The organism is Glutamicibacter sp. NPDC055354 (assembly GCF_053644955.1).
This window is the reverse complement of record NZ_JBSHMB010000002.1, coordinates 528,207-551,875: the sequence shown is the minus strand read 5'-3', so window position 1 is coordinate 551,875 and position 23,669 is coordinate 528,207. Positions and strand designations below refer to the sequence as shown.

At 60.9% G+C, this 23,669-nt stretch carries 21 protein-coding genes; 14 read left to right on the top strand and 7 right to left on the bottom strand.

Annotated elements, in window-relative coordinates; translation table 11 throughout:
- The first annotated feature begins 357 nt into the window (after positions 1 to 357).
- Genes ACWICV_RS12800 through ACWICV_RS12790 form a run of 3 tightly spaced genes read left to right on the top strand, consistent with a single transcriptional unit; the run spans position 358 to position 4,972 of the window.
- Positions 358 to 1,383: a 3-oxoacyl-ACP synthase III gene (locus ACWICV_RS12800; RefSeq protein ID WP_013348415.1), complete on the top strand. Its 1,026-nt coding sequence runs from the start codon at positions 358 to 360 to the stop codon at positions 1,381 to 1,383.
- On the top strand, positions 1,377 to 3,968 hold the full coding sequence (locus ACWICV_RS12795; RefSeq protein ID WP_454091152.1) for an alpha/beta fold hydrolase: 2,592 nt from the start codon (positions 1,377 to 1,379) through the stop codon (positions 3,966 to 3,968). The genes ACWICV_RS12800 and ACWICV_RS12795 overlap by 7 nt, the downstream gene beginning before the upstream one ends.
- Positions 3,965 to 4,972, top strand: coding sequence for an NAD-dependent epimerase/dehydratase family protein (locus ACWICV_RS12790; RefSeq protein ID WP_400290425.1), 1,008 nt, complete (start codon positions 3,965 to 3,967; stop codon positions 4,970 to 4,972). The genes ACWICV_RS12795 and ACWICV_RS12790 overlap by 4 nt, the downstream gene beginning before the upstream one ends.
- Before the next feature lie 32 nt (positions 4,973 to 5,004).
- Here the strand turns inward: ACWICV_RS12790 and ACWICV_RS12785 are convergent, their stop codons facing one another.
- On the bottom strand, positions 5,005 to 6,099 hold the full coding sequence (locus tag ACWICV_RS12785) for a hypothetical protein (RefSeq protein WP_400290423.1): 1,095 nt from the start codon (positions 6,097 to 6,099) through the stop codon (positions 5,005 to 5,007).
- Positions 6,100 to 6,355: 256 nt separating this feature from the next.
- Between ACWICV_RS12785 and ACWICV_RS12780 the strand changes: the two genes are divergently transcribed.
- Both ACWICV_RS12780 and ACWICV_RS12775 read left to right on the top strand, forming a co-directional pair.
- A complete protein-coding gene (locus ACWICV_RS12780; RefSeq protein ID WP_400342814.1) occupies positions 6,356 to 7,216 on the top strand; it encodes a prephenate dehydratase in 861 nt (286 codons plus the stop codon).
- Between the two features lie 516 nt (positions 7,217 to 7,732).
- Complete coding sequence (locus ACWICV_RS12775; protein WP_454091113.1) at positions 7,733 to 9,127, top strand: NAD(P)-binding domain-containing protein; 1,395 nt, start codon at positions 7,733 to 7,735, stop codon at positions 9,125 to 9,127.
- Between the two features lie 84 nt (positions 9,128 to 9,211).
- Here ACWICV_RS12775 and ACWICV_RS12770 read toward each other — a convergent pair whose 3' ends face one another.
- Complete coding sequence (locus ACWICV_RS12770) at positions 9,212 to 9,886, bottom strand: response regulator (RefSeq protein WP_400342810.1); 675 nt, start codon at positions 9,884 to 9,886, stop codon at positions 9,212 to 9,214.
- Between the two features lie 10 nt (positions 9,887 to 9,896).
- Complete coding sequence (locus tag ACWICV_RS12765) at positions 9,897 to 11,507, bottom strand: sensor histidine kinase (RefSeq protein WP_105661847.1); 1,611 nt, start codon at positions 11,505 to 11,507, stop codon at positions 9,897 to 9,899.
- 229 nt (positions 11,508 to 11,736) lie between these two features.
- Between ACWICV_RS12765 and ACWICV_RS12760 the strand changes: the two genes are divergently transcribed.
- Genes ACWICV_RS12760 through ACWICV_RS12745 form a run of 4 tightly spaced genes read left to right on the top strand, consistent with a single transcriptional unit; the run spans position 11,737 to position 15,256 of the window.
- Positions 11,737 to 12,750, top strand: a complete 1,014-nt coding sequence (locus ACWICV_RS12760; RefSeq protein WP_105661846.1) for a Bug family tripartite tricarboxylate transporter substrate binding protein — start codon at positions 11,737 to 11,739, stop codon at positions 12,748 to 12,750.
- Positions 12,747 to 13,250: a tripartite tricarboxylate transporter TctB family protein gene (locus ACWICV_RS12755; RefSeq protein WP_332594928.1), complete on the top strand. Its 504-nt coding sequence runs from the start codon at positions 12,747 to 12,749 to the stop codon at positions 13,248 to 13,250. The genes ACWICV_RS12760 and ACWICV_RS12755 overlap by 4 nt, the downstream gene beginning before the upstream one ends.
- Positions 13,251 to 13,271: 21 nt before the next feature.
- The gene (locus tag ACWICV_RS12750) at positions 13,272 to 14,858 is read left to right on the top strand and encodes a tripartite tricarboxylate transporter permease (protein ID WP_402472734.1); all 1,587 of its coding nucleotides are present in this window, start codon (positions 13,272 to 13,274) and stop codon (positions 14,856 to 14,858) included.
- A complete protein-coding gene (locus tag ACWICV_RS12745) occupies positions 14,855 to 15,256 on the top strand; it encodes a universal stress protein (protein ID WP_332727091.1) in 402 nt (133 codons plus the stop codon). Before ACWICV_RS12750 ends, ACWICV_RS12745 begins: the two co-directional genes overlap by 4 nt.
- A gap of 69 nt (positions 15,257 to 15,325) precedes the next feature.
- Here the strand turns inward: ACWICV_RS12745 and ACWICV_RS12740 are convergent, their stop codons facing one another.
- Positions 15,326 to 15,724, bottom strand: a complete 399-nt coding sequence (locus ACWICV_RS12740; protein ID WP_105661845.1) for a DUF4282 domain-containing protein — start codon at positions 15,722 to 15,724, stop codon at positions 15,326 to 15,328.
- Between the two features lie 179 nt (positions 15,725 to 15,903).
- On the opposite strand from ACWICV_RS12740, the gene ACWICV_RS12735 reads away from it, so the two are divergent.
- A complete protein-coding gene (locus tag ACWICV_RS12735) occupies positions 15,904 to 16,920 on the top strand; it encodes a S66 family peptidase (protein WP_454091112.1) in 1,017 nt (338 codons plus the stop codon).
- 89 nt (positions 16,921 to 17,009) lie between these two features.
- Here the strand turns inward: ACWICV_RS12735 and ACWICV_RS12730 are convergent, their stop codons facing one another.
- The 3 genes from ACWICV_RS12730 to ACWICV_RS12720 all read right to left on the bottom strand — a co-directional run bounded on the left by ACWICV_RS12730 (position 17,010) and on the right by ACWICV_RS12720 (position 19,696).
- Entirely contained in the window at positions 17,010 to 18,107 is a 1,098-nt protein-coding gene (locus tag ACWICV_RS12730) for a pyridoxal-phosphate-dependent aminotransferase family protein (protein WP_332730822.1), read from the bottom strand.
- Between the two features lie 109 nt (positions 18,108 to 18,216).
- Positions 18,217 to 18,924, bottom strand: coding sequence for a phosphonatase-like hydrolase (locus ACWICV_RS12725; RefSeq protein ID WP_400290407.1), 708 nt, complete (start codon positions 18,922 to 18,924; stop codon positions 18,217 to 18,219).
- Positions 18,925 to 18,937: 13 nt separating this feature from the next.
- Positions 18,938 to 19,696: a GntR family transcriptional regulator gene (locus ACWICV_RS12720; RefSeq protein WP_400290576.1), complete on the bottom strand. Its 759-nt coding sequence runs from the start codon at positions 19,694 to 19,696 to the stop codon at positions 18,938 to 18,940.
- 168 nt (positions 19,697 to 19,864) lie between these two features.
- On the opposite strand from ACWICV_RS12720, the gene ACWICV_RS12715 reads away from it, so the two are divergent.
- From ACWICV_RS12715 to phnE, 4 genes are read left to right on the top strand one after another with little or no spacing between them, the layout of a single operon-like run.
- Complete coding sequence (locus tag ACWICV_RS12715; protein ID WP_454091111.1) at positions 19,865 to 21,064, top strand: TIGR03364 family FAD-dependent oxidoreductase; 1,200 nt, start codon at positions 19,865 to 19,867, stop codon at positions 21,062 to 21,064.
- 29 nt (positions 21,065 to 21,093) lie between these two features.
- Positions 21,094 to 22,014, top strand: a complete 921-nt coding sequence (locus ACWICV_RS12710) for a phosphate/phosphite/phosphonate ABC transporter substrate-binding protein (protein WP_105658230.1) — start codon at positions 21,094 to 21,096, stop codon at positions 22,012 to 22,014.
- A 2-nt stretch (positions 22,015 to 22,016) separates the two neighbouring features.
- The gene (locus ACWICV_RS12705; RefSeq protein ID WP_400290402.1) at positions 22,017 to 22,793 is read left to right on the top strand and encodes a phosphonate ABC transporter ATP-binding protein; all 777 of its coding nucleotides are present in this window, start codon (positions 22,017 to 22,019) and stop codon (positions 22,791 to 22,793) included.
- Positions 22,790 to 23,665, top strand: a complete 876-nt coding sequence (gene phnE, locus ACWICV_RS12700) for a phosphonate ABC transporter, permease protein PhnE (protein WP_400290401.1) — start codon at positions 22,790 to 22,792, stop codon at positions 23,663 to 23,665. Before ACWICV_RS12705 ends, phnE begins: the two co-directional genes overlap by 4 nt.
- Positions 23,666 to 23,669: the final 4 nt, after the last annotated feature.

Below are 23,669 nucleotides of genomic sequence, written 5' to 3'. Positions count from 1 at the left end.
AACGCGACTCTGGCCCAGCAATGTGACGGGGATCGCTTTAATTGTCCGGAGTTTCAGACTTCGCGCAGATGAGCGCTTCTGCGCGCTTCCTGTGGCTGCGCAGATGGAAGCAGGCCCACAGAACGATCGCCCCCACTTGCCATGATTCTCATAGGACTAGTCTGTAGGATCGATATAGTCTGCATAGGCACTGATTCCAGCTTTCGGCTGAAAACACGCGCTCAAATAGGTCTTGGCGTCATGCAGGGAATAACCTAGGGAGAACACATACGCAACCGATGGCGCACACCCATCGGCCACGACGTTTCAATGCAGCACGCAGCACATAGATAGTCCAGCAGAAACGAAGGCACCATTTTGAACGGCAATGCCACCTTTAAGCACCACAACGTTGCGCTTTTATCAGTGAACAGCGTCCTCGCACCCGAGGTGGTGAGCTCTGCAGAATTCGACGAGCGACTTGCTCCTAGCCTGAAACGCCTTCGCCTGTCCAAGAAGCTTCTGGAACGAGTTTCCGGGGTCAAGGAACGCCGCTGGTGGTCTGATGGCGTTGAATTCGACGACGCTGCAATTCTTGCCGGCAAGAAGGCGCTGGCCCAGGCCGGTGTCGATGCCAGCGAAATCGGCCTGCTGATCAACACTTCGGTCACCCGCCGCAACTTGGAGCCATCGGTCGCTTCCAAGGTGCACAACGGCTTGGGCTTGCCATCCTCCGCCATGAATTTCGACGTGGCCAACGCCTGCCTCGGCTTCGTCAACGGCATGAGCCTGGCAGCGAACATGATCGACTCCGGCCAGATCAAGTACGCCCTGATTGTTGCCGGCGAAGACGCCAAGCCAACGCAGGAAACCACTTTCCAGCGGCTGAACGCTGAAACTTCCACGCGCGATGACTACATGCGTGAATTCGCCACGCTGACCTTGGGTTCCGGCGCCGCCGCTGCGGTCATTGGCCCAGCGGATGCGCACCCGGAAGCGCACCGCATCGTCGGCGGCGTATCGCGTGCCGGCACCGAGCACCACGAGCTGTGTGTCGGCGGACCCTCGGGCATGTACACGGACACGAAGGGCTTGCTGGATAACGGCCTCGAACTGGTCGTGGATGCCTGGGATGAAGCCCATCAATCCGGATGGAACTGGAAGTCCATGGACCGCTACGTGACCCATCAGGTTTCCAAGTCCTACACCAATGCCATTATCAAGGCCGTCGGCCTGGTCAAGGACCGCGTGCCAATCACTTTCTCCAAGTGGGGCAACGTCGGACCGGCTTCCCTGCCCATGACCCTGTCCCAAGAAGCCGACTCGCTGAAGAAGGGCGACCGGGTGCTGTGCATGGGTGTGGGTTCCGGCCTGAACACCGCGATGATGGAGATTGCCTGGTGACCGAGCTTTTCCCCGGTGTAGATGCCATTTATTCGAAGTATCTGGAAGTACCGTCCACGTCGCAGGTGGACTCCCCGGGCACTAGGCACCGGTGGCACGTCCTGGATAACAACGAAGAACTGAAGCAACGCGGAATTGAGCCGGCCGGCACCTTGCTCTGCGTGCACGGCAACCCCACCTGGTCCTACCTCTGGCGCAGCCTGCTGAACCATGTGTCCGAGCACGGGCTGCCGTGGCGAGTGGTGGCAGTGGACCAGCTGGACATGGGCTTCTCCGAGCGCAGCGGCAAGTTCCGCCGCCTGGCCGACCGCGTCAACGATCTCGGCGATCTGACTGGCGCACTGGGGCTGGCCGGCAAAATTACCACCGTGGGCCATGACTGGGGCGGCATCATCTCCCTGGGCTGGGCCGTTTCCCACCCGGACCAGCTGGAGAACGTGGTGTTGACCAACACCGCAATCCACCCTGCAGGCTTCGAGCTTCCCGCCGCGTTGAAACTCGCGTCCCATCCCGCAGTGCACGGTTGGGGCACCAAGACTTCCCCTGCCTTCTTGCAGGTAACCCACGCGCTGGCGCAGCCGGCCTTGGCCCCGGATATCCGCAAGGCCTTCATGGCCCCGTACACCAACGCTGAGAAGCGTGAGGGCGTAGCCAACTTTGTCGCCGATATCCCGTTCTCCCAGGATCACCCAAGCCGTCCGGCCTTGGACGAGATCTCGGAAGCAGTGCGCTCCTTGAAGGTCCCGGCCCTGATGCTCTGGGGACCCAAGGACCCGGTCTTCTCCGACCGCTACCTGCGCGATTTGATGTCGCGACTGCCCCACGCCCAGGTACACCGCTTTGAAGGCTCCAGCCATTTGGTGGGCGAAGACAACGATATTGCCACCCCGATCTTCCAGTGGCTTGCCGGCGAGAAGAGTTCCAAGAACACCTCGCGTGCCCAATCCCTGGGCGAATACCGTCCGATGCTTGCCGAACTCGATTCGCGCACCGAGGACCAATCGGCCGCGGTGGTGGACATCAATCCTGCGCGATCGCTGTCCTGGGCCGAACTGGGCCAGCGCGTGAATGCCCTGGCCGCAGGATTGCGCCAGATCGGAGTGCAGGCTGGCGACCGGGTGAACCTGCTGGTTCCACCGGGAATTGAACTGACCACCCTGATCTACGCCTGCCTGCGTCTGGGGGCGGTCATTGTGGTGGCCGATGCCGGCCTTGGCACCAAGGGCATGGGACGAGCCATCAAGGGCGCTGGCCCGAGCTACCTGATTGGCATCGACCGTGCGCTCACCGGTGCGCGGCTGTTCGGCTGGCCGGGAACCAGGATTGCCGCTGGAGACCTGCCTGCTGCGAAGCGCAAGCTGCTGGGGGTAGCCCATACCCTGCCCGAGCTCTATGAAGCCGGCAGCCAGGCCGCTTCCGGGTCCCGGGTTTTCGAGCCATCCGATCCGGATGCCGATGCGGCGGTCCTGTTCACCTCCGGCTCCACCGGTCCGGCCAAGGGAGTGGTGTACACGCATCGCGAACTGGCCGCCATGCGCGATACCCTGCGTGAAACCTACAACCTCAAGGCCGGCTCTGCGCTGGTGGCAGGCTTCGCGCCGTTCGCGCTGCTGGGCCCTGCTTTGGGTGCCACCTCGGTCACCCCGGACATGGACGTCACCGCACCGCGGACCTTGACTGCCGCCGCGTTGGCAGATGCCGCCCTCGCAGTGGATGCAACCACCGTCTTCGCCTCCCCCGCCGCGCTGGCTAATGTCCTGGAAACCCAGGATGCGCTGAACCAGGCTCAGCGGGAAACCTTGGAAGGCGTCGCGCTGATGCTGTCCGCCGGCGCCCCGATTCCCGAGCATCTGCTGGCCAAGGTGCAGGATCTGGTTCCCAATGCCCGGGTCCACACCCCGTACGGCATGACCGAGGCCTTGCCGGTCACCGATATCGACTTGGCCGGCATCCGCGCTGCCGGAGCGGGCAATGGCGTGTGCGTGGGCACCGCTGTCGCCGGAGCCACCGTTGCCATCGCACCGATTGATGCCCTGGGCGTGGCCGGAGACAAGCCGGAATACACCCCGAATGCCACCGGCGAAATCCTGGTCCGCGCCCCGCACGTCAAGGACCGCTACGACCGGCTGTGGATCACCGAACAGCTCAGCGTCTCCATCCCCGGCTGGCATCGCACCGGCGATGTCGGGCACCTGGATGAGGCCGGACGCCTGTGGGTCGAAGGACGCCTTGGCCACGTACTGCGCACCGCCAAGGGCGCGATTACCCCGGTAGCCGCCGAGCACGCTGTCGAGTCGGTTGCTGGCGCTGGCCGTGCCGCGCTGGTCGGCGTGGGACCTGACGGAACCCAGGCCGCGGTGGTCGTCATGGAAACGGTGCCCGCGGCTCGCAAATCCGGTCCGGCCGCCAGCGATCTGGCCCGCCAGGTTCGCGCCGCGGTCGCGGCTACCGGCACCGAGGTGGCAGCGGTCCTGGTAGTCCCAAGCCTGCCCACCGATATCCGGCACAACTCCAAGATTGACCGGGCCGCGCTCGCCCACTGGGCTGCCGCGTCCCTCGCAGGTGGAAGGATCCGCAATCCGTGAGCCCATCGAAAAATGAAGACGCTGCCCGTCGCGTTCTGGTCACCGGAGCCAGTGGCATGCTGGGTGGCGCTGTAGCCCAGCTATTGCGCGACAGGGGCCACCATGTGCGCACCTTCCAGCGCGGCAGCTCGGCATCAGCCATCGATGAAGTCCACGGCTCGCTTACGGATCCGCAGGCTGTCGCCGCGGCCGTGGAGTCCATGGACGCGGTCATCCACCTGGCAGCCAAGGTCTCCTTCACCGGTGCATGGGAAGACTTCGCCGCCACCAATATCGCGGGAACCAGCAATCTGCTCGAAGCGTCCAAGCGCGCAGGAATCAAGGATTTCGTGTTCGTCTCTTCCCCTTCCGTGGCGCACTTCGGCGATTCTCTGGCGGGCGCCGGTGCGGGCGAGGCCGATCCGGCCAAGGCGCATGGATTCTATGCACGCTCCAAGGCAGCGGCCGAGCTCAATGCCCTGGGCGCCGATTCGCCAGCACTTCGCGTCACCGCCATCCGCCCGCACGTTGTGTGGGGACCCGGCGATACCCAGCTGGTGGAACGCGTCATCCAGCGGGCCAAGGCCGGACGGCTGCCCCTGCTGGACCAGGGCGCAGCACTGATCGACACCACCTATATCGACAATGCCGCTGCGGCGATTGTCCGCGGTCTGGAACGCATGGACCACGCCCACGGGCGAGCCCTGGTGGTCACCAATGGCGAACCTCGGCCGGTGGGCGAGCTGATCGCCGGCATCTGCAAGGCGGGCGGCGCCCCGGCTCCGAAGCTCAACGTTCCGGGCTGGCTGGCCCGTGCGGCCGGTTCGGTGATCGAGAAGTTGTGGTTGGCAGCCGGTTCGCGCAACTTGGTTCATGATGAGCCGCCGATGACCCGTTTCCTGGCCGAGCAGCTGTCTACCGCGCATTGGTTCGACCAGCGCGAAACCCATGAAGTCCTGGACTGGAAACCTGCGGTAGGCATTGACGAGGGTCTGGAGAAGCTGGCGGAGCACTACCGGCGGTGAGCAAGCTTTTCCTCCGGAGGATTAGCTCCAGCTCAATAGGATTGCTGCGATCCAAAGCTTGTAAAAATCCTTAGCGCATTGACGACGCGTTGCACCGAATCCGGGGGAATCTGCGAGAGCGGAACGTTAGGCTTTCGACTGGCAAAGCTGCTGCGCCGCAGGCTCCTTCCGACCTCTTCCAGTCCTGGGATTCCAATCAGCTCATTCAAGAAGAATTCTCTGGCCTCAGATTCAGGCGCTTCTTCGAGTGGCAACTGGGAAAGAGGCTTGAAATTGAATTCCAGGGACAGCCCTTGCACACTGAAATAGAATATCGATACGGTGCCAAGCCGAGTTCCCATTGAATCGAAAATGGGAATCGTGCCCGCGGGGTATTTTGACCTCGACCCTAGGAATGGCAATTCCGACTTGAGCGCAGAATTAATCAGTTCGTCGAACGCTTCCAGGCTTTGCCTGTCACTCTCAAGAAGCCAGGAGCGGATGCTGCTTGCTTCCCACCGGGTGGTCTGGCGATTCTCCGGTGTTGATTTCGCATTGGCCAATTCTTCGCCGAATACGTGAGGCAACAGGAGTTCAAGCTCCCCATGCCGCCTCCGGGCATATTCGACTGCAACGATCGATGTTCCTGGGCCGGCCATCATATTCAAGTATTCAACCATGAGTCTCAACTGGGCATTGATTGCATCGACCGCTAGCACGATTCGAAAATTTCCCTGCGTCAGGTTCAGCGCAAGGGACTCTTTCAGTGTCGTCGCCGTCTCAGTATTTTCATCCCAAAGCGGCGTGGAAGAACGGTCTCTCCAGCGCTGCGCAAATTCGTCGACGTCCATCTTCCATAGACGCGAGGCATAGTCGAACATCTGGCCAACGATTTCACGCCTGATCTGCGGATTAGACGCCAACTTGCATTCGACGAGGGTGACTTCCCCTCCGGCATCCACCACGACAATATCTGCGGGGCCGACCTCGGACTGGAATTCGCGACAGGCTTTCGCTTCGGAACTCACGCCTGGAATCAGTTCCGGGTGGTTCTCAAGGATCTCCTGTAATTCTGATTCCAAGGCATACCCAATTTTTTGGGGTTCAAACCATGCCCCGTCATCTTGCCGAACCAATATGCTCGCCATGGTTGATGCTCCTTTGCACTGTGGTCTACAGCATAACGACCGCAATTGGCCCAGGAGCAGAGGAACGGAACTATGTTCGCGTGAAAATTCGTCGCCGATCCGCATACCTTGCCGTAATTCATCAGCACTCCAAGCTCCGTTCGGCAAGGGGCGCAAGCATCGTCAGGTGTCGCGCCCTCGACGTCCAGAAGCCCCGTCCCCGCAACCTTGACACAAGTTTTTCATCAGGAAAGGGGCACTGGGTTATGTTGATTCAATGCGCAACAAGATTTCCTATCAGGGCGAAGCCGGTTCCAATTCCAATATGGCTTGCACAGAACTTTTTCCCGATATGGAAGCCGTGCCCTGCGCCAGCTTCGAGGATGCTTTCGCCCTGGTGGAAAACGGCGAAGCTGAGTTGGCCATGATCCCCATCGAGAATTCGCTGGCCGGACGCGTTGCCGATATCCACGTCCTGCTGCCCGAATCGCAGCTGCAGATCGTGGCCGAGCACTACCTGCGAATCCGATTCGATCTGCTGGGGCTGCCAGGCAGCACCATTTCGGGCGCTACTGAAGTGCACAGCCACATCCATGCGCTGGGCCAGTGCCGCAAGATCATTCGCGAGCATCAGCTCACTCCGATCATTGCTGGGGATACCGCAGGTTCCGCGCGCGAGGTGCGCGATTGGAATGATCCCACCAAGCTGTCCTTGGCGCCACCTCTGGCAGCAGAACTCTATGGCTTGGAAGCGCTGGCTACAGGGGTGGAGGATGACCAGACCAATACAACTCGTTTCGTTGTACTTGCACGCCGGCAGGATCTCCCGAGTCGCTCCACCATGCCAGAATCCGTGATCACCACATTGGTCTTCCAGGCTCGCAACGTTCCTAGTGCGCTGTACAAGGCTCTGGGCGGTTTCGCTACCAACGGCGTGAACCTCACCCGCTTGGAAAGCTACATGGTGGGTTCCGGCTTCGCGGCCACAACTTTCATGGTTGATATCGAAGGACACCCCGACGATCTTCCGGTACGCCGAGCCCTGGAGGAGCTGGACTTCTTCACCTGGGAAATCAAGATCCTCGGCTCCTATCCGGCCAGCGAGCACCGACAGAATACTGTAGCGTCCTTCGTTTGATCCCTGGAGCTAATTCCTCCGGACAGGTCCCGGCACCGCGACGAAGCTGCTGGACCCTTCAGCCCTGCCACAGCTCCCCTTTCAACGACATGATTACGCGCGGTTTTCAACGTTGCGCCCCTGTATTTTCAGACTCTCGCAAAAGTTCCAGCACCCGCATTCCGCTGTGCAGCTGATCCGGGTTCCATCGGGGCTGCACCACAGCGTTCCCTTCTGCTCTGTACCAACTCCTGACCACCCTCTTTGGCATTCGATTGCACGCTATTCTTCCGGCTGACTCATTCCGAAAATACCCACTGACCTCTGCATTCAAGATCCATATAATTGACGGCTGGTAGAATGGGGATTTATAGCCTGTGCCTATGGAAGGTTTTCATATAGAAATCTGCACCTCCCGTCCACACGGCTAGAGAACTGGTTTAGAGCACATTTGTTGTAACGCGCGGCCAAATATCCCGGATTCCGGTACTGCGGCCTGCGCGAGATTTTCAAGGCTTACAGGCCGGAGAGGAACGCTTGACTCAACGCGTCGCAATCATTGGAGCAGGACCCAGCGGCATCGCCCAGCTGCGGGCTTTCGATTCTGCCAAGAAAACAGGGCAAGATATCCCAGAAATCGTCTGCTTCGAAAAGCAGGATGATTGGGGAGGCCAGTGGAACTACAACTGGCGCTCCGGGATCGACAAATACGGCGAACCAGTGCACTCGAGCATGTACCGCAATCTCTGGTCCAATGGCCCGAAGGAAGCCCTGGAATTCGCCGAGTACACCTTCGATGAGCATTTCGGCGGGCCGATTTCGTCTTATCCGCCACGAGCCGTGCTCTGGGATTACATCAATGGCCGCGCAGAGAAATCCGATATAAAGAAGTACGTGCGCTTTGCCAGCGTGGTCCGCTGGGTAGATTACAACGAAAGCACCGAGCTCTTCACCGTCACCACCGAAGATCTGAAAACCGGCAAGACTGCGTCCAGCGACTTCACCCATGTCGTGGTCGGAACCGGCCACTTCAGTTTCCCTAACGTTCCTGAATTCGCAGGAATAGGCACTTTCCCCGGCGAGCTCATGCATGCCCACGATTTCCGTGGAGCCGAGCGCTTCGCCGGCAAGGACATCCTGCTCATCGGCGCCAGTTACTCTGCCGAGGACATCGGCGTCCAGTCCTTCAAGATGGGTGCGCGCTCGGTCACCTACAGCTACCGCACCGCACCGATGGGCTTCGATTGGCCCGAGGGCATTGAGGAGCTTCCGCTCATCGATCGCTTCGAAGGGTCCACGGCCCATTTCAGCAATGGCGTGTCACGCAAGTTCGATGCGGTAATCCTGTGCACCGGCTACCTCCACCATTACCCGTTCTTGCCCTCCGGGTTGGCTCTGGACTCGCCGAACAACGTCTATCCGGATACCTTGTACCGTGGTGTCGCATCCGAGAACAACAACAAGCTGTACTACCTGGGCGCCCAGGACCAGTGGTTTACCTTCAACATGTTCGATGCCCAAGCATGGTACGTCCGTGATCTGATTACCGGGAAGGCCTCGATCCCCGCAGCGGGCGACCAGCGGATGAGCATCGATGCGTGGCTGAGGCGTTTCAATGCCATTGAAACTGCTGAAGACGAAGTGAAGTTCCAGGCCGACTACATTCGCGATCTCATCGAGCAGACCGATTACCCCATGTTCGACCTGGATGAGGTCACCCGTACCTTCATGGCATGGAAGAACGACAAGAAGAAAAACATCATGACCTACCGGGACAAGGTTTATCCTTCGGTCATGACCGGTACCATGGCAGCCACGCACCATACGCCGTGGCTCAGCGAATTGGACGACAGCTTGGAACGCTACATGGCTCCCGTTCCGTCCGAAAGCGTGGAAGACTTGGCCGCGACTGAAAAGGCCACGTCAAAGTAGCGCTGAGCGGAACCGCGCACTGTGGCTGCGTGCTTTTGGACGCAGCCACAGTGCTTCCTGATCTGCAAAACCCAGGTTCCGGGGCTAGCTCCTCCATGAGTAGCGGCGTTCGGGCCTGCCGACTCCCCCGTAGCGCAGGTTCACCTGAGCCAGGTTTTCCTCTGCCAGGTATTCCAGATACCGGCGAGCGCTCACCCGGGACGTGCCCAGCTTCTGCGCGGTTTCGGTGGCCGAGATGGGTTCGGCTGCTTCCTTGACGATGCTCTCAACCAGTTCCATGGTTTCGGCGCTGCAGCCTTTGGGAAGAGGCCGGCGCTTTTGTCCGCCGAGCCCGAAGAGCATGTTCACATCGGCCTGCTGCAATTCCTGGTCCGCTGCTTCGCCCAGTGGCTGGTAGGCCTTCGCGTAGTGCTCCAGCCGTTCGCGCAGGTCATCCCGCGAGAAGGGCTTCATCAGATAGTGGACGATGCCGCCACGAAGCGCGCGGCGCACGGTATCCATTTCCCGCGCCGCGCTGATCACCAGGACATCGAGCTCCGGCTGGACTTCGCGCAGGCGCTGCAAGAGGTCCAGGCCGTTCATGTCCGGCAAATGGATATCGAGCAAGATGAGATCCGGCGAGAGCGCGCCGGCGGCCTTGATCGCGTCACCGGCGGAGTGCGCCACGCCGACCACGGTGAACCCCGGTTCGCTGTTGACGAATCCAGCGTGCACCTTGGCGACCATGAAGTCATCGTCGATCACCAGTACTTTGATCACTTCTTGCTTCCTACTTCCTGAGTGTGGCGGTAAACCGGGCGCCTTGGGCATTGGCCGCGGCCAGCTCTCCACCGCGGCGGCGGCAAACCAGGCGGCTGATGGCAAGGCCGAAGCCCCTGCCGCCGGAAACCGCGCTGTCCTTGGTGGAGAAACCTTGGGTGAAGATCTCGTCCATGGCATCTTCCGCGATGCCTTCTCCATTGTCCCTCACGGTGATTCGCACCAGCTCGCTGGTTTCCTCGATCCCGACCTGGATTTCCGGATTGGCAGCCGCAGCGGCCGCGTCCATCGCGTTATCGACGAGATTGCCGATCACGGTGGTCAGATCTCGCGCCAGCTGGTCCTCGCACCTGCCCAAGGTTGAGCTAGGCGCCATCTTCAGGTGCACCCCTCGCTCGGCGGCCACGCTGGACTTGGCAATCAGCAACGCGGCAATCGTGGGTTCGGCGATGCACGCGGAGACGTCCTCGAAGATCTTGCTCCGGCTGAAGCTCACGCCATCGATGAAGCCCACGACCTCGTCGTATTCCCCGAGCTGGATCAACCCGGAAATTGCGTGCAGCTGGTTGGCGAATTCATGGGTCTGCGCCCGGAGCATGTCGGCGGTGGCCTTGCTGTCCCCAAGTTCTTGTTCCAGCAGGGTCAGTTCGGTCTTGTCTCGGAAGGTGGTGACCGATCCCAAATCCCGCCTGGCGGTCTTGACCGGCATCCGGTTGAAGACCAATACCCGCTCGCCGACAAGGAATTGCCGGTCGGGCAGCTCTTGGCTGGTGGTCAGTGCATGGCGGACCTGCGGAACAACATCCAATTCGTCCAGGGTCCTGCCCACGCAGTGGCTGGGCAGCTGGAGCAGCTCGATGGCGACATCATTGGCCAGCATCACCCGGCTATCCGGCGACACCGAGATGATTCCCTCTTTGACTCCGTGCAGCAGGGCTTCGCGATGCTCGAAAAGCTCTGCAATTTCCCGCGGTTCAAGCCCACGGGTCTGGTGCTTGACCCGGCGGGCCAGCAAGACTGAGCCGGCGGTGCCCAGCAGCAGCGAAATGACCAGGGTGAACAAGGCGTTGGGAGCGATCTCCTGGATCATCTCGCCGGTGCTGGGATAGCTTTGGCCGGCGCTGACGATGCCGACCATCTTCCCCTCGTCGTCCAGCACCGGAACCTGCGCAATCAAGACGTGGTTGCCATTGCGCCAGATTTCCCCGGTCCATCCGCGGCCTTCGGTGACGGCGGATTCAGGGTGCAGTATCGAGGTTCCGACTTCATCCGGGTAGCTGGAGGTGACGACCGTTCCCCGGGGATCGGCAATGGTCACGAATTGGAGACCCGAGGTGCTGCGCACCGATTCGCCCATGGCAGGCAACGCCGAACCCATTTCCGGCTCCGCCTCGGGCAGGAGCACGCGCAGCAGGGGGTTCGCAGCCAGCGATTCGGCGGCCGAGAGGCTGCGGCGCCCCTCGATTTTTTCGAAGTTATTGGTGGCCTGGGTCAGCGATACCGTGATGACCCCGGCCAGCACCACCGCGATAATGAGCAATTGCAATATCAGGTACTGCCCTGCAAGGGTCAGCTTGCGGCGCGTGTACAGATTAGCGAGCCAGAAACGCACGGCACCCATTGCCTCGCCCCCAATATTCCAGAAATCCACGTTGCACCCGGCAGGTCCTTGCTGGCACCTGCATCCTGGCACTGTGCTACCTTACCGAAGATTCGAATGGTTCAGATCACAATTTCCGGTTACACAATGAACAGTATTTTCTTTGAGTACGCAAGAGTGACCCGGCTCACGATGGCACGTAAGTTGGTATCACTCGCAACCCCGATGAAAGCAAAGAGGCTGAATCCCCATGAAACCCTTCAAGTCGTTCCGTGCGCTGAGCGCGCTGGCAGCTGCCGCTGCACTGGCCCTGACCGCCACTGGCTGCGGCGTGACATCAGAGTCTTCCAGCACTGACGCCGCAGAGTCCAAGGGCCCCATCGCGAACCTCCGCATCATGGTGCCGAACACCCCAGGCGGCGGCTACGACACCACTGCCCGTGTTGCCGCCAAGGTCATGGATGACGCATCGCTGGCCAGCAACCCGGAAGTCTTCAACCTTGCCGGTGCCGGCGGCACCGTCGGCTTGGCCCGCATTGTCAATGAGAAGGGCAATGGCGATCTGGCCATGCTCATGGGCCTGGGCGTGGTGGGTGCAAGCTACACCAACGAAACGGACTCCAAGCTGACCGATACCACCCCGATTGCCAAGCTCATCGAAGAGCCCGGAGCGATCATGGTTTCCAAGGATTCTCCGTACAAGAGCATTGACGACTTGGTCAAGGCCTGGAAGGACGACCCAAGCAAGCTCTCGGTCGGCGGCGGCTCCTCCCCTGGCGGCCCGGACCATCTGCTGCCAATGCAGCTGGCCGAAGCCGTGGGCATTGATCCCAAGGACGTGAACTTCGTATCGTACGATGGCGGCGGCGACTTGCTGCCGGCCATCCTGGGCAACAAGCTGGCCTTCGCTGCCTCCGGTGCCGGCGAGTACATGCAGCAGATCGAAGAGGGCTCTGTTCGCGTACTGGCCACCAGCGGCGAAGAGCGCCTGGAAGGCGTAGATGCCCCGACCCTGAAGGAATCGGATATCGATCTGGTGTTCTCCAACTGGCGCGGCCTGGTGGCTCCACCTGAGATTTCCGAAGAGGACAAGGCCAAGTGGGTCAACCTGGTCACCGAAATGCATGATTCGGCCGAGTGGAAGGAAGCCCTGGCGACCAACGGCTGGAGCGACGCCTTCATGACCGGTGACGAATTCTCCGCCTTCCTCACCGACCAGGACGAGCGCGTTGCCAGCGTCCTGAAGACCCTGGGCCTGGCGTGAGCGAAGTAGGCACCGCAAAGAAGAAACGCGTCGAACTCCTGTTCGCCGCGTTTCTTCTTATCGTCGGAATCATCGTGTTTGTTGACGCGTCGCAGCTTCATGTGACGTACTCCCAGGCAGACGTTGTAGGTCCCAAGGCCCTGCCTTACGTCGTCTCGGGCATTCTCATTCTTTCGTCCATTGCCTTGGCCATCACCGTCATGCGTGGCAACCTTGCAGCGGGCGAAGAAGGCGAAGACGTGGACCTGAGCCAACCTTCGGATTGGAAGGTCCTGCTCCCGCTGATCGGCATCTTCGTGCTGAACCTGCTGATCGTGAATTGGGCTGGCTGGGTCATCTCGGGAACCATCATGTTCTTCGGCGCGGCCACCTGCCTGGGTGCACGGCGCTGGGTATTGACCTTGGTTATTTCGCTTGCCTTGGCGCTTGGTTCGTTCTACGGCTTCTATCTGGGTCTGGGCATCAAGCTTCCGGCCGGAATCCTCTCGGGGGTGCTCTAATTGGAAACTCTGGATTTATTGATGGGCGGCTTCGCCTCGGCGCTGACCCCGATTAACCTGCTCTTCGCTTTCGCCGGTGTCATCCTGGGAACCGCTGTAGGAGTGCTCCCGGGCATCGGCCCGGCCATGGCTGTGGCACTGCTGCTGCCATTGACCTTCGGCATGGAAACTTCCAGCGCACTGATCATGTTCGCCGGCATCTACTACGGCGGGATGTATGGCGGGTCAACCACCTCGATCCTGCTCAATACCCCGGGTGAATCGGCAACAGTCATCACGGCCATCGAAGGCCACAAGATGGCCAAGGCCGGCCGTGCGGCACAGGCCTTGGCCACCGCGGCCATTGGATCCTTCGTTGCAGGAACCATCGGTACCGCGCTGCTGGTGACCGTCGCCCCGATCGTCGTGAAGTTCGCGGTGGGCCTTGGCGCACCGAGCTACTTCGCCATCATGGTCCTCGCTTTGGTAACTGTCACCGCAGTCTTGGGCTCTTCCAAGATCCGCGGGTTCGCTTCCCTGGGCTTGGGCTTGGCCATTGGCCTGGTCGGCATGGACCCGGTCTCCGGGCAGCAGCGCCTGACTTTCGGCTTCGCTCCCCTGGTGGACGGCATGGACATCGTGGTGGTCGCCGTGGCGATCTTCGCCATTGGCGAGGCGCTGTGGATTGCCGCGCACTTGCGCACCAGCCCGGCCCGCACCATTCCGGTGGGTGCCCCGTGGATGGGCAAGGAAGATTGGAAGCGTTCGTGGAAGCCCTGGCTTCGCGGTACCGCCTTTGGGTTCCCCTTCGGCGCGCTGCCTGCCGGCGGTGCCGAAGTTCCGACCTTCCTGTCCTACGTCACCGAAAAGAAGCTGTCCAAGCATCCTGAGGAGTTCGGCCACGGCGCCATTGAGGGCGTTGCCGGCCCGGAGGCCGCGAACAATGCCTCTGCCGCTGGCACCCTGACTCCGATGCTCGCCTTGGGCTTGCCCACCAATGCCACCGCTGCGGTGATGCTGGCGTTCTTGACCATGAAAGGCATCCAGCCCGGTCCGCTGCTCTTCGAGAATGAACCAGACCTGGTGTGGGCCCTGATTGCCAGCTTGTTCATTGGCAACACGTTGCTGCTGCTGATCAACCTGCCATTAGCGCCGCTGTGGGCGAAGCTGCTGAAGATCCCGCGCCCCTACCTGTACGCAGGCATCTTGTTCTTCGCAACGCTGGGCGCCTTCTCGGTGAACATGCAGGTAGCTGATCTCTGGCTGCTGCTGCTGATCGGTTTGCTGGGCTTTGCCTTGCGCCGCTTCGGCCTGCCAGTGCTTCCGCTGATCCTTGGTGTCATCATCGGCCCCATGGCCGAGGAACAGCTGCGCAAGACCTTCCAGCTTTCTGCTGGTGAAGTCTCAGGTCTCTGGAGCGAGCCGCTGGCCGTGGGCATCTACGTGCTCATCGCCGTCCTGCTCCTGCTGCCAGTGCTGATCTCCGCTATTCGGCGCAAACGCGGGACAGCGTCTGCCGCCGCCGAGGCCCTGCTGGGCGACGATGCAGCTGGCGGCCCCGAACCGGAACAGGCGAAGCCTGGCCACGGAAATGAGAACAGCAAGGCTGCTGAAAGGAATGAATCATGACGATCGTAGTGGGCTATATTCCCTCGCCAGAAGGCGAAGCCGCCTTGGAACGAGCCATTCTCGAAGCCAGGCGCAGCGAGGTGCGATTGATCGTAGTGAACTCTTCGAAGGGCGATCAGCTCGTTGACGACAGGCTCATTGACGCGAAGCAGTACCACGAGCTGGAAGCCCGCCTTTCTGATGCCGGCATCGATTTCTGGATTGAGCGCCACACCCAGGGTGCCGATGCGGCAGACCAGATCCTGCATGTAGCCCAGGCCCAACGAGCCGAGCTGATCGTGATCGGCCTGCGCAAGCGGACGGCAATGGGCAAGTTCCTCATGGGAAGCAACGCGCAACGGATTCTGCTCCAGGCTTCCTGCCCAGTGCTGTCGCTCAAAGCGTCCAGCGACTGGTAGTTCTGCACGCTGTTCGCTCAACAACGGCCAATGGCCCGCACCACGGGTGCGGGCCATTGGCCGTTGGACTTACTTCTGGTAAGGGTTGGCTGGCGGAGTGCCGCCGCCATTGGCGGTTGGATCCTGCGGCTGCTGGGGAGCAGGAGGATTACCCGGGTGCGGGCGGTAGCCGCCTTCTGCCGGCGGGATGCCACCGGCCAGACGAACGAGTTCAGTGGTGTTCTCTGCCGTGCGGATCTGTGCCAGCAAGGATTCGAGTCCTGCACGGACCAGGACCAAATAGACCAGGGACACCAAAGGACCCACGATCAGGAGCATGAGGAAGCCGAGCATTGCATCAGCCATGAACCCGGAAATCACGATTCCGAGGTAGCCGATCGCCAACAGGACCATGATCAGGATGTAAACGATCTTGATGATCGATGGCGTGATGAATTGTTTGAATTCCAAGTCGAAGAGGGACTTCACCTTATTTGCTTCTTTCTTTAGAGAAATTGCGCTGTCCCGCCCACGTTATCGAATTTCGCAGTATTCTCCCAGTAGCTGGAGCGGAATATCTTCATTTGTTGCGAAAATTTCGCCAACTAGTCGCCTGCGACTGCGTGCGGGTTATTATCCCCTGCCAAGCCAGACCCTAGACTGATTGCATGACAAGCCATGAGAAGCCGACCATCGTCCCAGCCCGATTGCAATCCGGAGACACCATCAGGGCCATCGCGCCATCGTGCTCCCGCGCCTTCGTGATGGAATTCGACAATACGAAGTGGATCACTGAACGCTTCGAGGCCATGGGGCTCAAGCAGGAATTCGGAGATCACGTAGACGAGAACGATGACTTCGACAGCTCGCCGATCCCGTCGCGCGTGGCCGATCTGCACGCCGCATTTGCCGATCCTTCTGTCGCCGGAATCATCTCGGTCATTGGCGGCTTCAATTCAAACGAGCTGCTCCCCTACCTCGATTGGGATCTCATTGCCGCCAATCCCAAGGTCTTCTGCGGCTATTCGGATTTCACCGCGCTGGCAAACGCCGTGCATGCCAAGACCGGCCTCGTTACCTATGTCGGCGCGCATTGGTCCAGCTTCGGCATGCGTGATCATTTTGAACCAACCGGACAGTGGTTCCGGACCGCAACCCACGAGCACGCGTGGACCATCGAGCACGCCAGCGAATTCACCGACGATTTGTGGTTCATGGATCAAGACAACAGGTCCGTCCAGGCATCCGGCGGACCGTGGATCCTGAATCAAGGAGCGGCCACGGGCACGGTGATTGGAGGGAATCTGGGCACGCTGCATTTGTTGCAGGGCGGCGCATTCATGCCATCCTTGCACGGCGCGATGCTCTTCATCGAGGAAGACTCCTCCGAGGACATCCACGAAATCGCCCGGAAGCTCGCCTCTTTCCTGCAGTCCTCTGGCGCCGCTGGCCTGACCGGGCTGGCCATTGGGCGTTTCCAGCGGCAATCCGGCATCACCCGTAGCCTGCTGGAGCAAGTCATCGCAAAGCACCCGATCTTGCAGCGCATCCCGGTTGTGGCCAACCTCGATTTCGGCCACACTTCCCCGATGTTCACCTTGCCGATTGGCGGCTACGCCAGGCTTTCGACCGGTGACGATTCGGTGCAGCTGCACTTTGCGCATTCACAAGACCAGCTGGGCTAGCCCAAGGGCCACGGCAAAAAGCGGGACCATTCCATCTCCTGGTTGGCCCCGCCTTGCTTTGCGCTCAGTAGGCCACGGCCCTCACGGGCTTAGGCCTTGTCGATCGCTTCCTTCAGCGCAGCCAGCAGCAGCGCCACCGAACCCGGATTAGCGTTGGGGCCCATCATGCCGACGCGCCATACGGTGCTCGCGTACTTGCCGACACCGCCGCCGATTTCAATATTGAAGCGGTCGAGCAGGTATCCACGGACCTTCGCCGAATCAACGCCTTCAGGAACGTAGACCGTCGTCAGCTGCGGCAGGCGGTACCCCTCCTGGGCGAATAGCTCCAGGCCCATTTCCTGCAAGCCATCTTGCAGCAAGCCTCCCGCTTCCTGATGGCGGGCGGTGACCGCGTCCAGGCCCTCAGCCAGGATGCGGTCGATGCCGGCTTCCAGCGATGCGACCATCGAGACCGGTGCGGTGTGGTGGTAGGTGCGTTGGCCCCCGGTGGAACCTGTGGCGTAGCCGCCGAGCAAGCCTAGATCCAGATACCAGGATTGGGGCTTCTGGACGCGGCGCTCGAAAGCACGGTCTGAAATGGTAAATGGTGCCAATCCCGGAGCCACGCCGAGGCATTTCTGCGTGCCGGCATAGCCAACGTCGATCCCCCATTCATCAGCCAGCACCGGCATGCCGCCAATGGAGGTCACTGCATCGGTGATCAGCAGTGCATCGCCCTTGATTGCGCCCAGCGCGGCTATATCGGAAACAACTCCGGTACTGGTTTCAGCATGCACGCCGGCAATGACGGTTGGGTTCGGGTGCGCCGCGGCAACGCGTTCGGCATCGATCGGCGTGCCGTATTCATGCTCGACGCGGACTACTTCAGCGCCAGCGCGCGCGGCAACTTCGCACATGCGCTCGCCGAATAAGCCGTTGATCGCGATGACCGCTACGTCGCCTGGGTTGATGGTGTTGACGAAAGCGGCTTCCATGCCAGCTGAGCCCGTGGCGCTCAAAGGCAAGGTACGGGAGTTTCCGGTTCCCCAGAGAGTACGCAAGCCATCAGCAACGCGATCCATGCGTGCAATGAACTCCGGATCCAGATGGCCCAGCAGCGGAAGGCCGAGCGCTGCCGTTGCCTCGGGATACGGGTTGCATGGACCCGGTCCGAACAGGTGGCGCTGAAGAACAGTCTTGCTCATGACGACTCTCTTTCATCTCAATGGGATGTTCCAACTAGAGCTCAGCATATCCCGCACCCCAACCCGAAACGAAACATATCTTCCGCATTGCAAAATTACTCGGGTCGAACTACACGGCCGCGGGCTCGATCGCCTCGAGATAATCCGGCAGCTCCGCCACGGATTCGAGGATGGCGGCATGAGGGAACCGGTCCAGCTCTTCGCGGCCCAGCTTCCCGGTCAGCACACCGATCCCGTGCACTCCCGCGTGATGCGCGGCCAGCAGGTCGTTGGCGGTGTCGCCTGCGGCAACAACCTTGGCTACATCGCGAATTCCCGTCAGCTCCATCGCTCGATGAATCATGTACGGCGCAGGGCGTCCCGCTGCTGCTTCATCGCCGGCAACCACTGCGTCGAGAAGTTCGCCAGGACCGACCTTCCACTCCAAGCCATCGAGGATGATATCGGCAACATCGCGCGAGAACCCCGTTGTCAATGCGATCTTCTTGCCGCTGGCAGCCAAGCGTTCCAGCGCTTGCACGACACCTGGCAATGCGACGGGCGGATTCTCCCGGTAATATCCCAGCAGCAGATCGCGGAAACGGCCAAACTGCACTTGCACCTGCTCATCGCTGGCAACAGCTCCGCCAAGTTCAATCAGCGCTTTGATCGCTTCCTTCTTCTCGGCGCCCATCCAATGCTGCAGATCCTCCTCCTTGACCTCAACACCGAATTCGCACACCGCATTCTCCAGAGCCCGGTACACATCGGCATGCTCGTCAATGGTCGTTCCAGCCATATCGCAGGCAATGAGTTCAAACATGTCTTCTCGTTTCATCGTGTTTTCCTGTTCAGATAGCAATGCTTCGCACACGGCTCAATGAGGCGCGATGCTCGCTGGTGTTTTCAATGGTGAAGTTGGCCAGATCCGGCAAATACCGATCATCGGAGTACTCAAGTTTCTGCCCCGATTTGGAGGAAGTCACGCGCCGTTCGCGCAGGAGCGGGGCGCCGAGCCGGACACCCAGCAGCTGCGCGTCCAGTTCATCGGCCGCCACCGCGTCGATGGTGTGCTTGCCTCGGTAGAGGTCTACGCCTTGCTCCCGCAGGTACTCGAAAATCGAACCGTCATCCGCATCGAATTCGAAGAGCAGCCGACCGACTTCTTGGGTAAAGCTAGTCCGCTCCAGCATCGCCGGGCTCCCATCGAGCAAGCGCAGGCGCAGGATCTGCACCACCTTGGCACCTTCTTCGAGTTCGAGCTGCTCGGCCACGAGGGCATCGGCCGGGCGCTGCGCCAATTCCCGCGTTTCCTGTCCAGCCTCCAATCCGATGGAGCGCGCCCAATCAGTAAAGGACATGAAGGTGGTAAACGATTGGGATTGCACCTGTTGCGCCACGATTGGCGGCTTGCCTTGTCCCCCCGCAATGAGGCCCTCCGAACGCAACTGGGCGAGCGCATGCCGGACCGTGCCACGCGAGGCATTGGCGCGGGCACAGAGTTCTGCCTCGCTGGGCAGGACATCTCCTTCGTGCCATGTGCCAGCCGCTATTTCCTGCCGCAACCAGGTGGTGAGGGCTTGGTACTTGGGTTGCTTCTTGTTCTCCATCACCTCTTGATCATACAAGTGGTTTTATTGTGAAATCAGCGATTCACAAGACATTCCAGTGAACGGAAAGTGAATAGACGGACCCCATTCTGAACTCTAGGCAAACTTGTTCAAACAAGTGCCATTTTGGGTTGAATCCGCTCATCCCGGGCATGGATGATCACTGTCGTGAGCAACGAAAAAAATTTCCCGCAGACCCGGCCAGTCGCCAACCACGCAGATGTGCTGGTGGTCGGCGCCGGCATTGTCGGCCTGGCCCATGCCGCTCGAGCCCTGGACGCCGGCCTCTCGGTAATCGCCATTGAACGTGACCATGAGGCCATCGGCGCATCGGTCCGCAACTTCGGCCACTGCTGCATCACCGCGCAGTCCGGCGAACTCTACGACCTGGCGCAGTCAGGACGTCCCTTGTGGCTTGACTACGCTGAACGCGCTGGCTTCTGGGCCGTTGAATCGGGAGCTGTCGTGGTGGCCTCGACAGAAACGGAATTGCAGGTCCTGCGCGAACTGTCCGCACGCCGCGAAACCGGGCAGGTCGAGATGCTCAACGCGCAGGACATCGCAGAACAGCTCGGACGCGAAAGCACCGAAGGATTCCTCGGCGGCGCGTTCCTGCGTGATGACCTGCGCGTCGACCCGCGCACCACGGTGGCCAAGCTGGCCCAGTGGGTCAACGCCCATGTTGCTGGCAACGTCCAGTTCAGCACCAGCGCCTTGGGATTCGGTGCCGGCCGGCATCGCCGGGCCAGCGTGCAAACTAATCGCGGCGCCTTCGAAGCCGACCAGGTTTTCGTTTGCGTCGGCCACGACGTGGACTACCTCTTCCCGCAGATCGCGCAGGAGCACCAGATCACCCGGTGCGCGCTGCAGATGCTCCGCGCAGAAGCTTCCGAAGACCTGGAATTGAAGCCGGCCGTCCTCACCGCCACCTCCATGCTGCGCTACGAGGCCTTCACCGAAGTGCCAGCAGCCAAGGCCCTGCAGGCTGAAGTTCTCGCCGAGCACCCGGAGCTGCTGGATATCCAGGCGAATGTCATGTTCACCCAAAGGCCCGACGGCACCCTGCTCATGGGAGATTCGCACAGCTACGCCGCAACCCAAGCTCCCTTCCTCAAGGAAGCGACCTCGCAAACATTGCTCTCGGCCATCGGGGGCTACATGAGTGGCACCGAGCTGAAAGTCATTGAACGCTGGCAAGGAATCTATGCCTCCAGCGCTATCGGCCCCTTGCTCATCCGCAATGCCGCCGACGCCATTACCGTCGTCTCCGTGACCGCCGGAGTCGGAATGACCCTGTCCTTCGGCCTGGCCGACAAGAACATCAAAAACCTCGCCAAGCCGGCCATGGCTTCGTCGATCACCGCCTAGCTTAGCTACACCACGCATTGGAGCAAACCATGAAGATCTCTCAGGCATTTAAATTCTCTGCCGTCTCGCTGGGCCTGCTGGCCCTCACCGCTTGCGGGTCCGCCCAGGCGGATGAGCAGGCCGACTCCGCTGCCCCCGCGTTCTGCGCCGATGGGCCCATCAATTTCGGCATCGAGCCCTACGAAGCACCAGCCAAGCTCGAACCGGCGTACGGCGTGCTCGCCGACGCATTGGAGCGCGAGCTCGGATGCGAAGTCGAGGTCCAAGTTGTCGAGGACTACGCCGCAGAGGTACTGGCAATGCGCAATGGAAAACTGGATCTTGGCCAGTTCGGTCCCGTGGGATACGTGTTCGCCAGCCAGCAGGCCGGCGCTGAACCGCTCGTGTCCTTCGGGACCGCCCAAGGCGAGCTCAGCACCTACACCGGTGGCATCTGGGTTGCGAAGGATTCAGAAATCAAGACCCTCGAAGACCTGCGCGGAAAGGACTTCGCACTTGGCGGCGTGGGCTCAACCTCCGGAGATGTCCTGCCGCGCTACGCGCTGAAGACTGCCGGCATTGCCGAGTCCGAAGTCAACTTGAACTACGCAGGAGGGCATCCTGAATCACTGCTGGCCTTGGCCAACGGAACTGTCGACGCCGCCCAGCTCAACTCGCAGACCCAGGCGGTTGCCGAAGAAGAAGGTACCTTCAACCCGGAAGACTACCGCCAGATCTGGACCTCGGAACCCATCCCGAATGACCCGATCACCATCAGCGCCGATGCCGACCCGGAACTGAAGAAAGCCGTTAAGCACGCGCTGCTGAACCTGCCGGAGGAAGATATCGCCCAGGTAGGAGCTTTCCTGGATGTGACCCCTCCGGGCCCATTGCTGGAAGTCACCAAGGAAACCTACGGCCCGCTGTTCGACCTGGCTTCCGAAATGGGCCTCACCGAGGACGATATCTAACCATGGACACCACGCAATTGCCCCGTCCGGCCCTCTCGGTGAAGTCCCTGGCCAAGTCCTTCAACCAGCGCCGCGTGCTTGATGACGTCGATTTCACCGTCAACCGCGGCGAGCTCGTGGCCTTTCTGGGTGCCAACGGCTCCGGAAAATCCACCACCCTCAAGTGCGTCGCGGGATTGGCCACGCCGGATTCGGGAAGCATCGAATTGGATGGCATCCACCTGGCCGATCTCCATGGCCGCGATCTAGCCCGTGCGCGATCCCGGGCAGCCATGGTGTTCCAGAAGATCCATCTGGTGCCCCGCCGCACAGCACTGGACAATGTCTGCGCAGGCGCCCTGGCCCGTGTCACCGGCTTGGCCTCATTCTCCCCCGCTTTCTTCTCCCGCGAACTGCGGGAAGAAGCAATGGCCTGCCTGGACCGGGTTGGCATGGCCGACCGCGCCCTGGACAAGGTCGGGCGCCTTTCTGGCGGACAGCAGCAGCGCGTAGCCGTCGCCAGGGCCCTGTGCCAGCGCGCGTCGGTGCTGCTTGCCGATGAGCCGGTTTCTGCTCTGGACCCGCATGCGGCCGAGAACATCATGGAATTGCTCGCTACCTTGGCGCACGACGAAAACCTTGCAGTCGCCGCGGTTCTGCACCAGCCAGAGCTTGCACAACGCTACGCAGACCGGGCGATCGGGTTGCTGCATGGACGTATCGCCTTCAACGGTCCGGTCCAGAATCTCGGCGACGACTTCTTGGACGTTCTCTACTCTCCCGAGAGGATTGCAGCATGAGCCTCCATACCCGGACTCGCATCAAGGAGCAGGCAGTGGAAAGCACTTCGCAAATGATCGCTGGAAAATCCGCCCCAGCACTGCCCAGGGACCCGCACAAGGCCGCCCGGCGTACCCTTTGGATTACCGCAGTTGCAGTGATTGCCGCCCTTCATCTGCTGGCCATCGCGGGAACTGATTTTGATCCGGCGCTGCTCGTGGAAGGCTGGCGCGGGATGGCACGATTCATCAGCGACGCATTCCCGCCGGATCTGAGCTGGGACAAAGTCATACTTCCTGGCTTGGAGGCAACGCTGGTCACCTTGTGGATCGGCTTGCTGGGTACGACCTTCTCCATTCCTACGGCCTTGGTGCTCGCTGTGCTCGCATGCCGCACCACGACGCCGCATCCGCTGGCCTACCAAGCAGCACGCAGCATCTTGTCCTTCTTCCGCGCGGTACCGGATATCGTCTTTGCGCTCATCTTCGTCACCGCCGTGGGCTTGGGTCCCTTCGCAGGTGTGCTGGCGCTGATCTGCCACAACACGGGAGTGATGGGAAAGCTCTGGGCCGAGTCCCTGGAAGAAACCGATCAGGGCCCGCAGGAAGCGCTGTCCACCACCGGCGCATCACGGGTTCAGCAGCTTACCCATGGCGCACTGCCGCTGGTGATCCCGCAGTTCGTTGGCTTGCTCTTGTACCGCTTCGACGTCAACGTCCGATCGTCACTGGTCCTGGGCCTGGTCGGTGCTGGCGGCATCGGCTTGCTCATCAACCAGGCGATCAAGTCGTTCCAGTTCGATACGATGCTTACGCACATCATCATCGTGCTGATTCTGATCATCGTCGTTGACCAAGCGTCCGGATTCATCCGCCGCAAGCTGGCAGTCTAGCGCC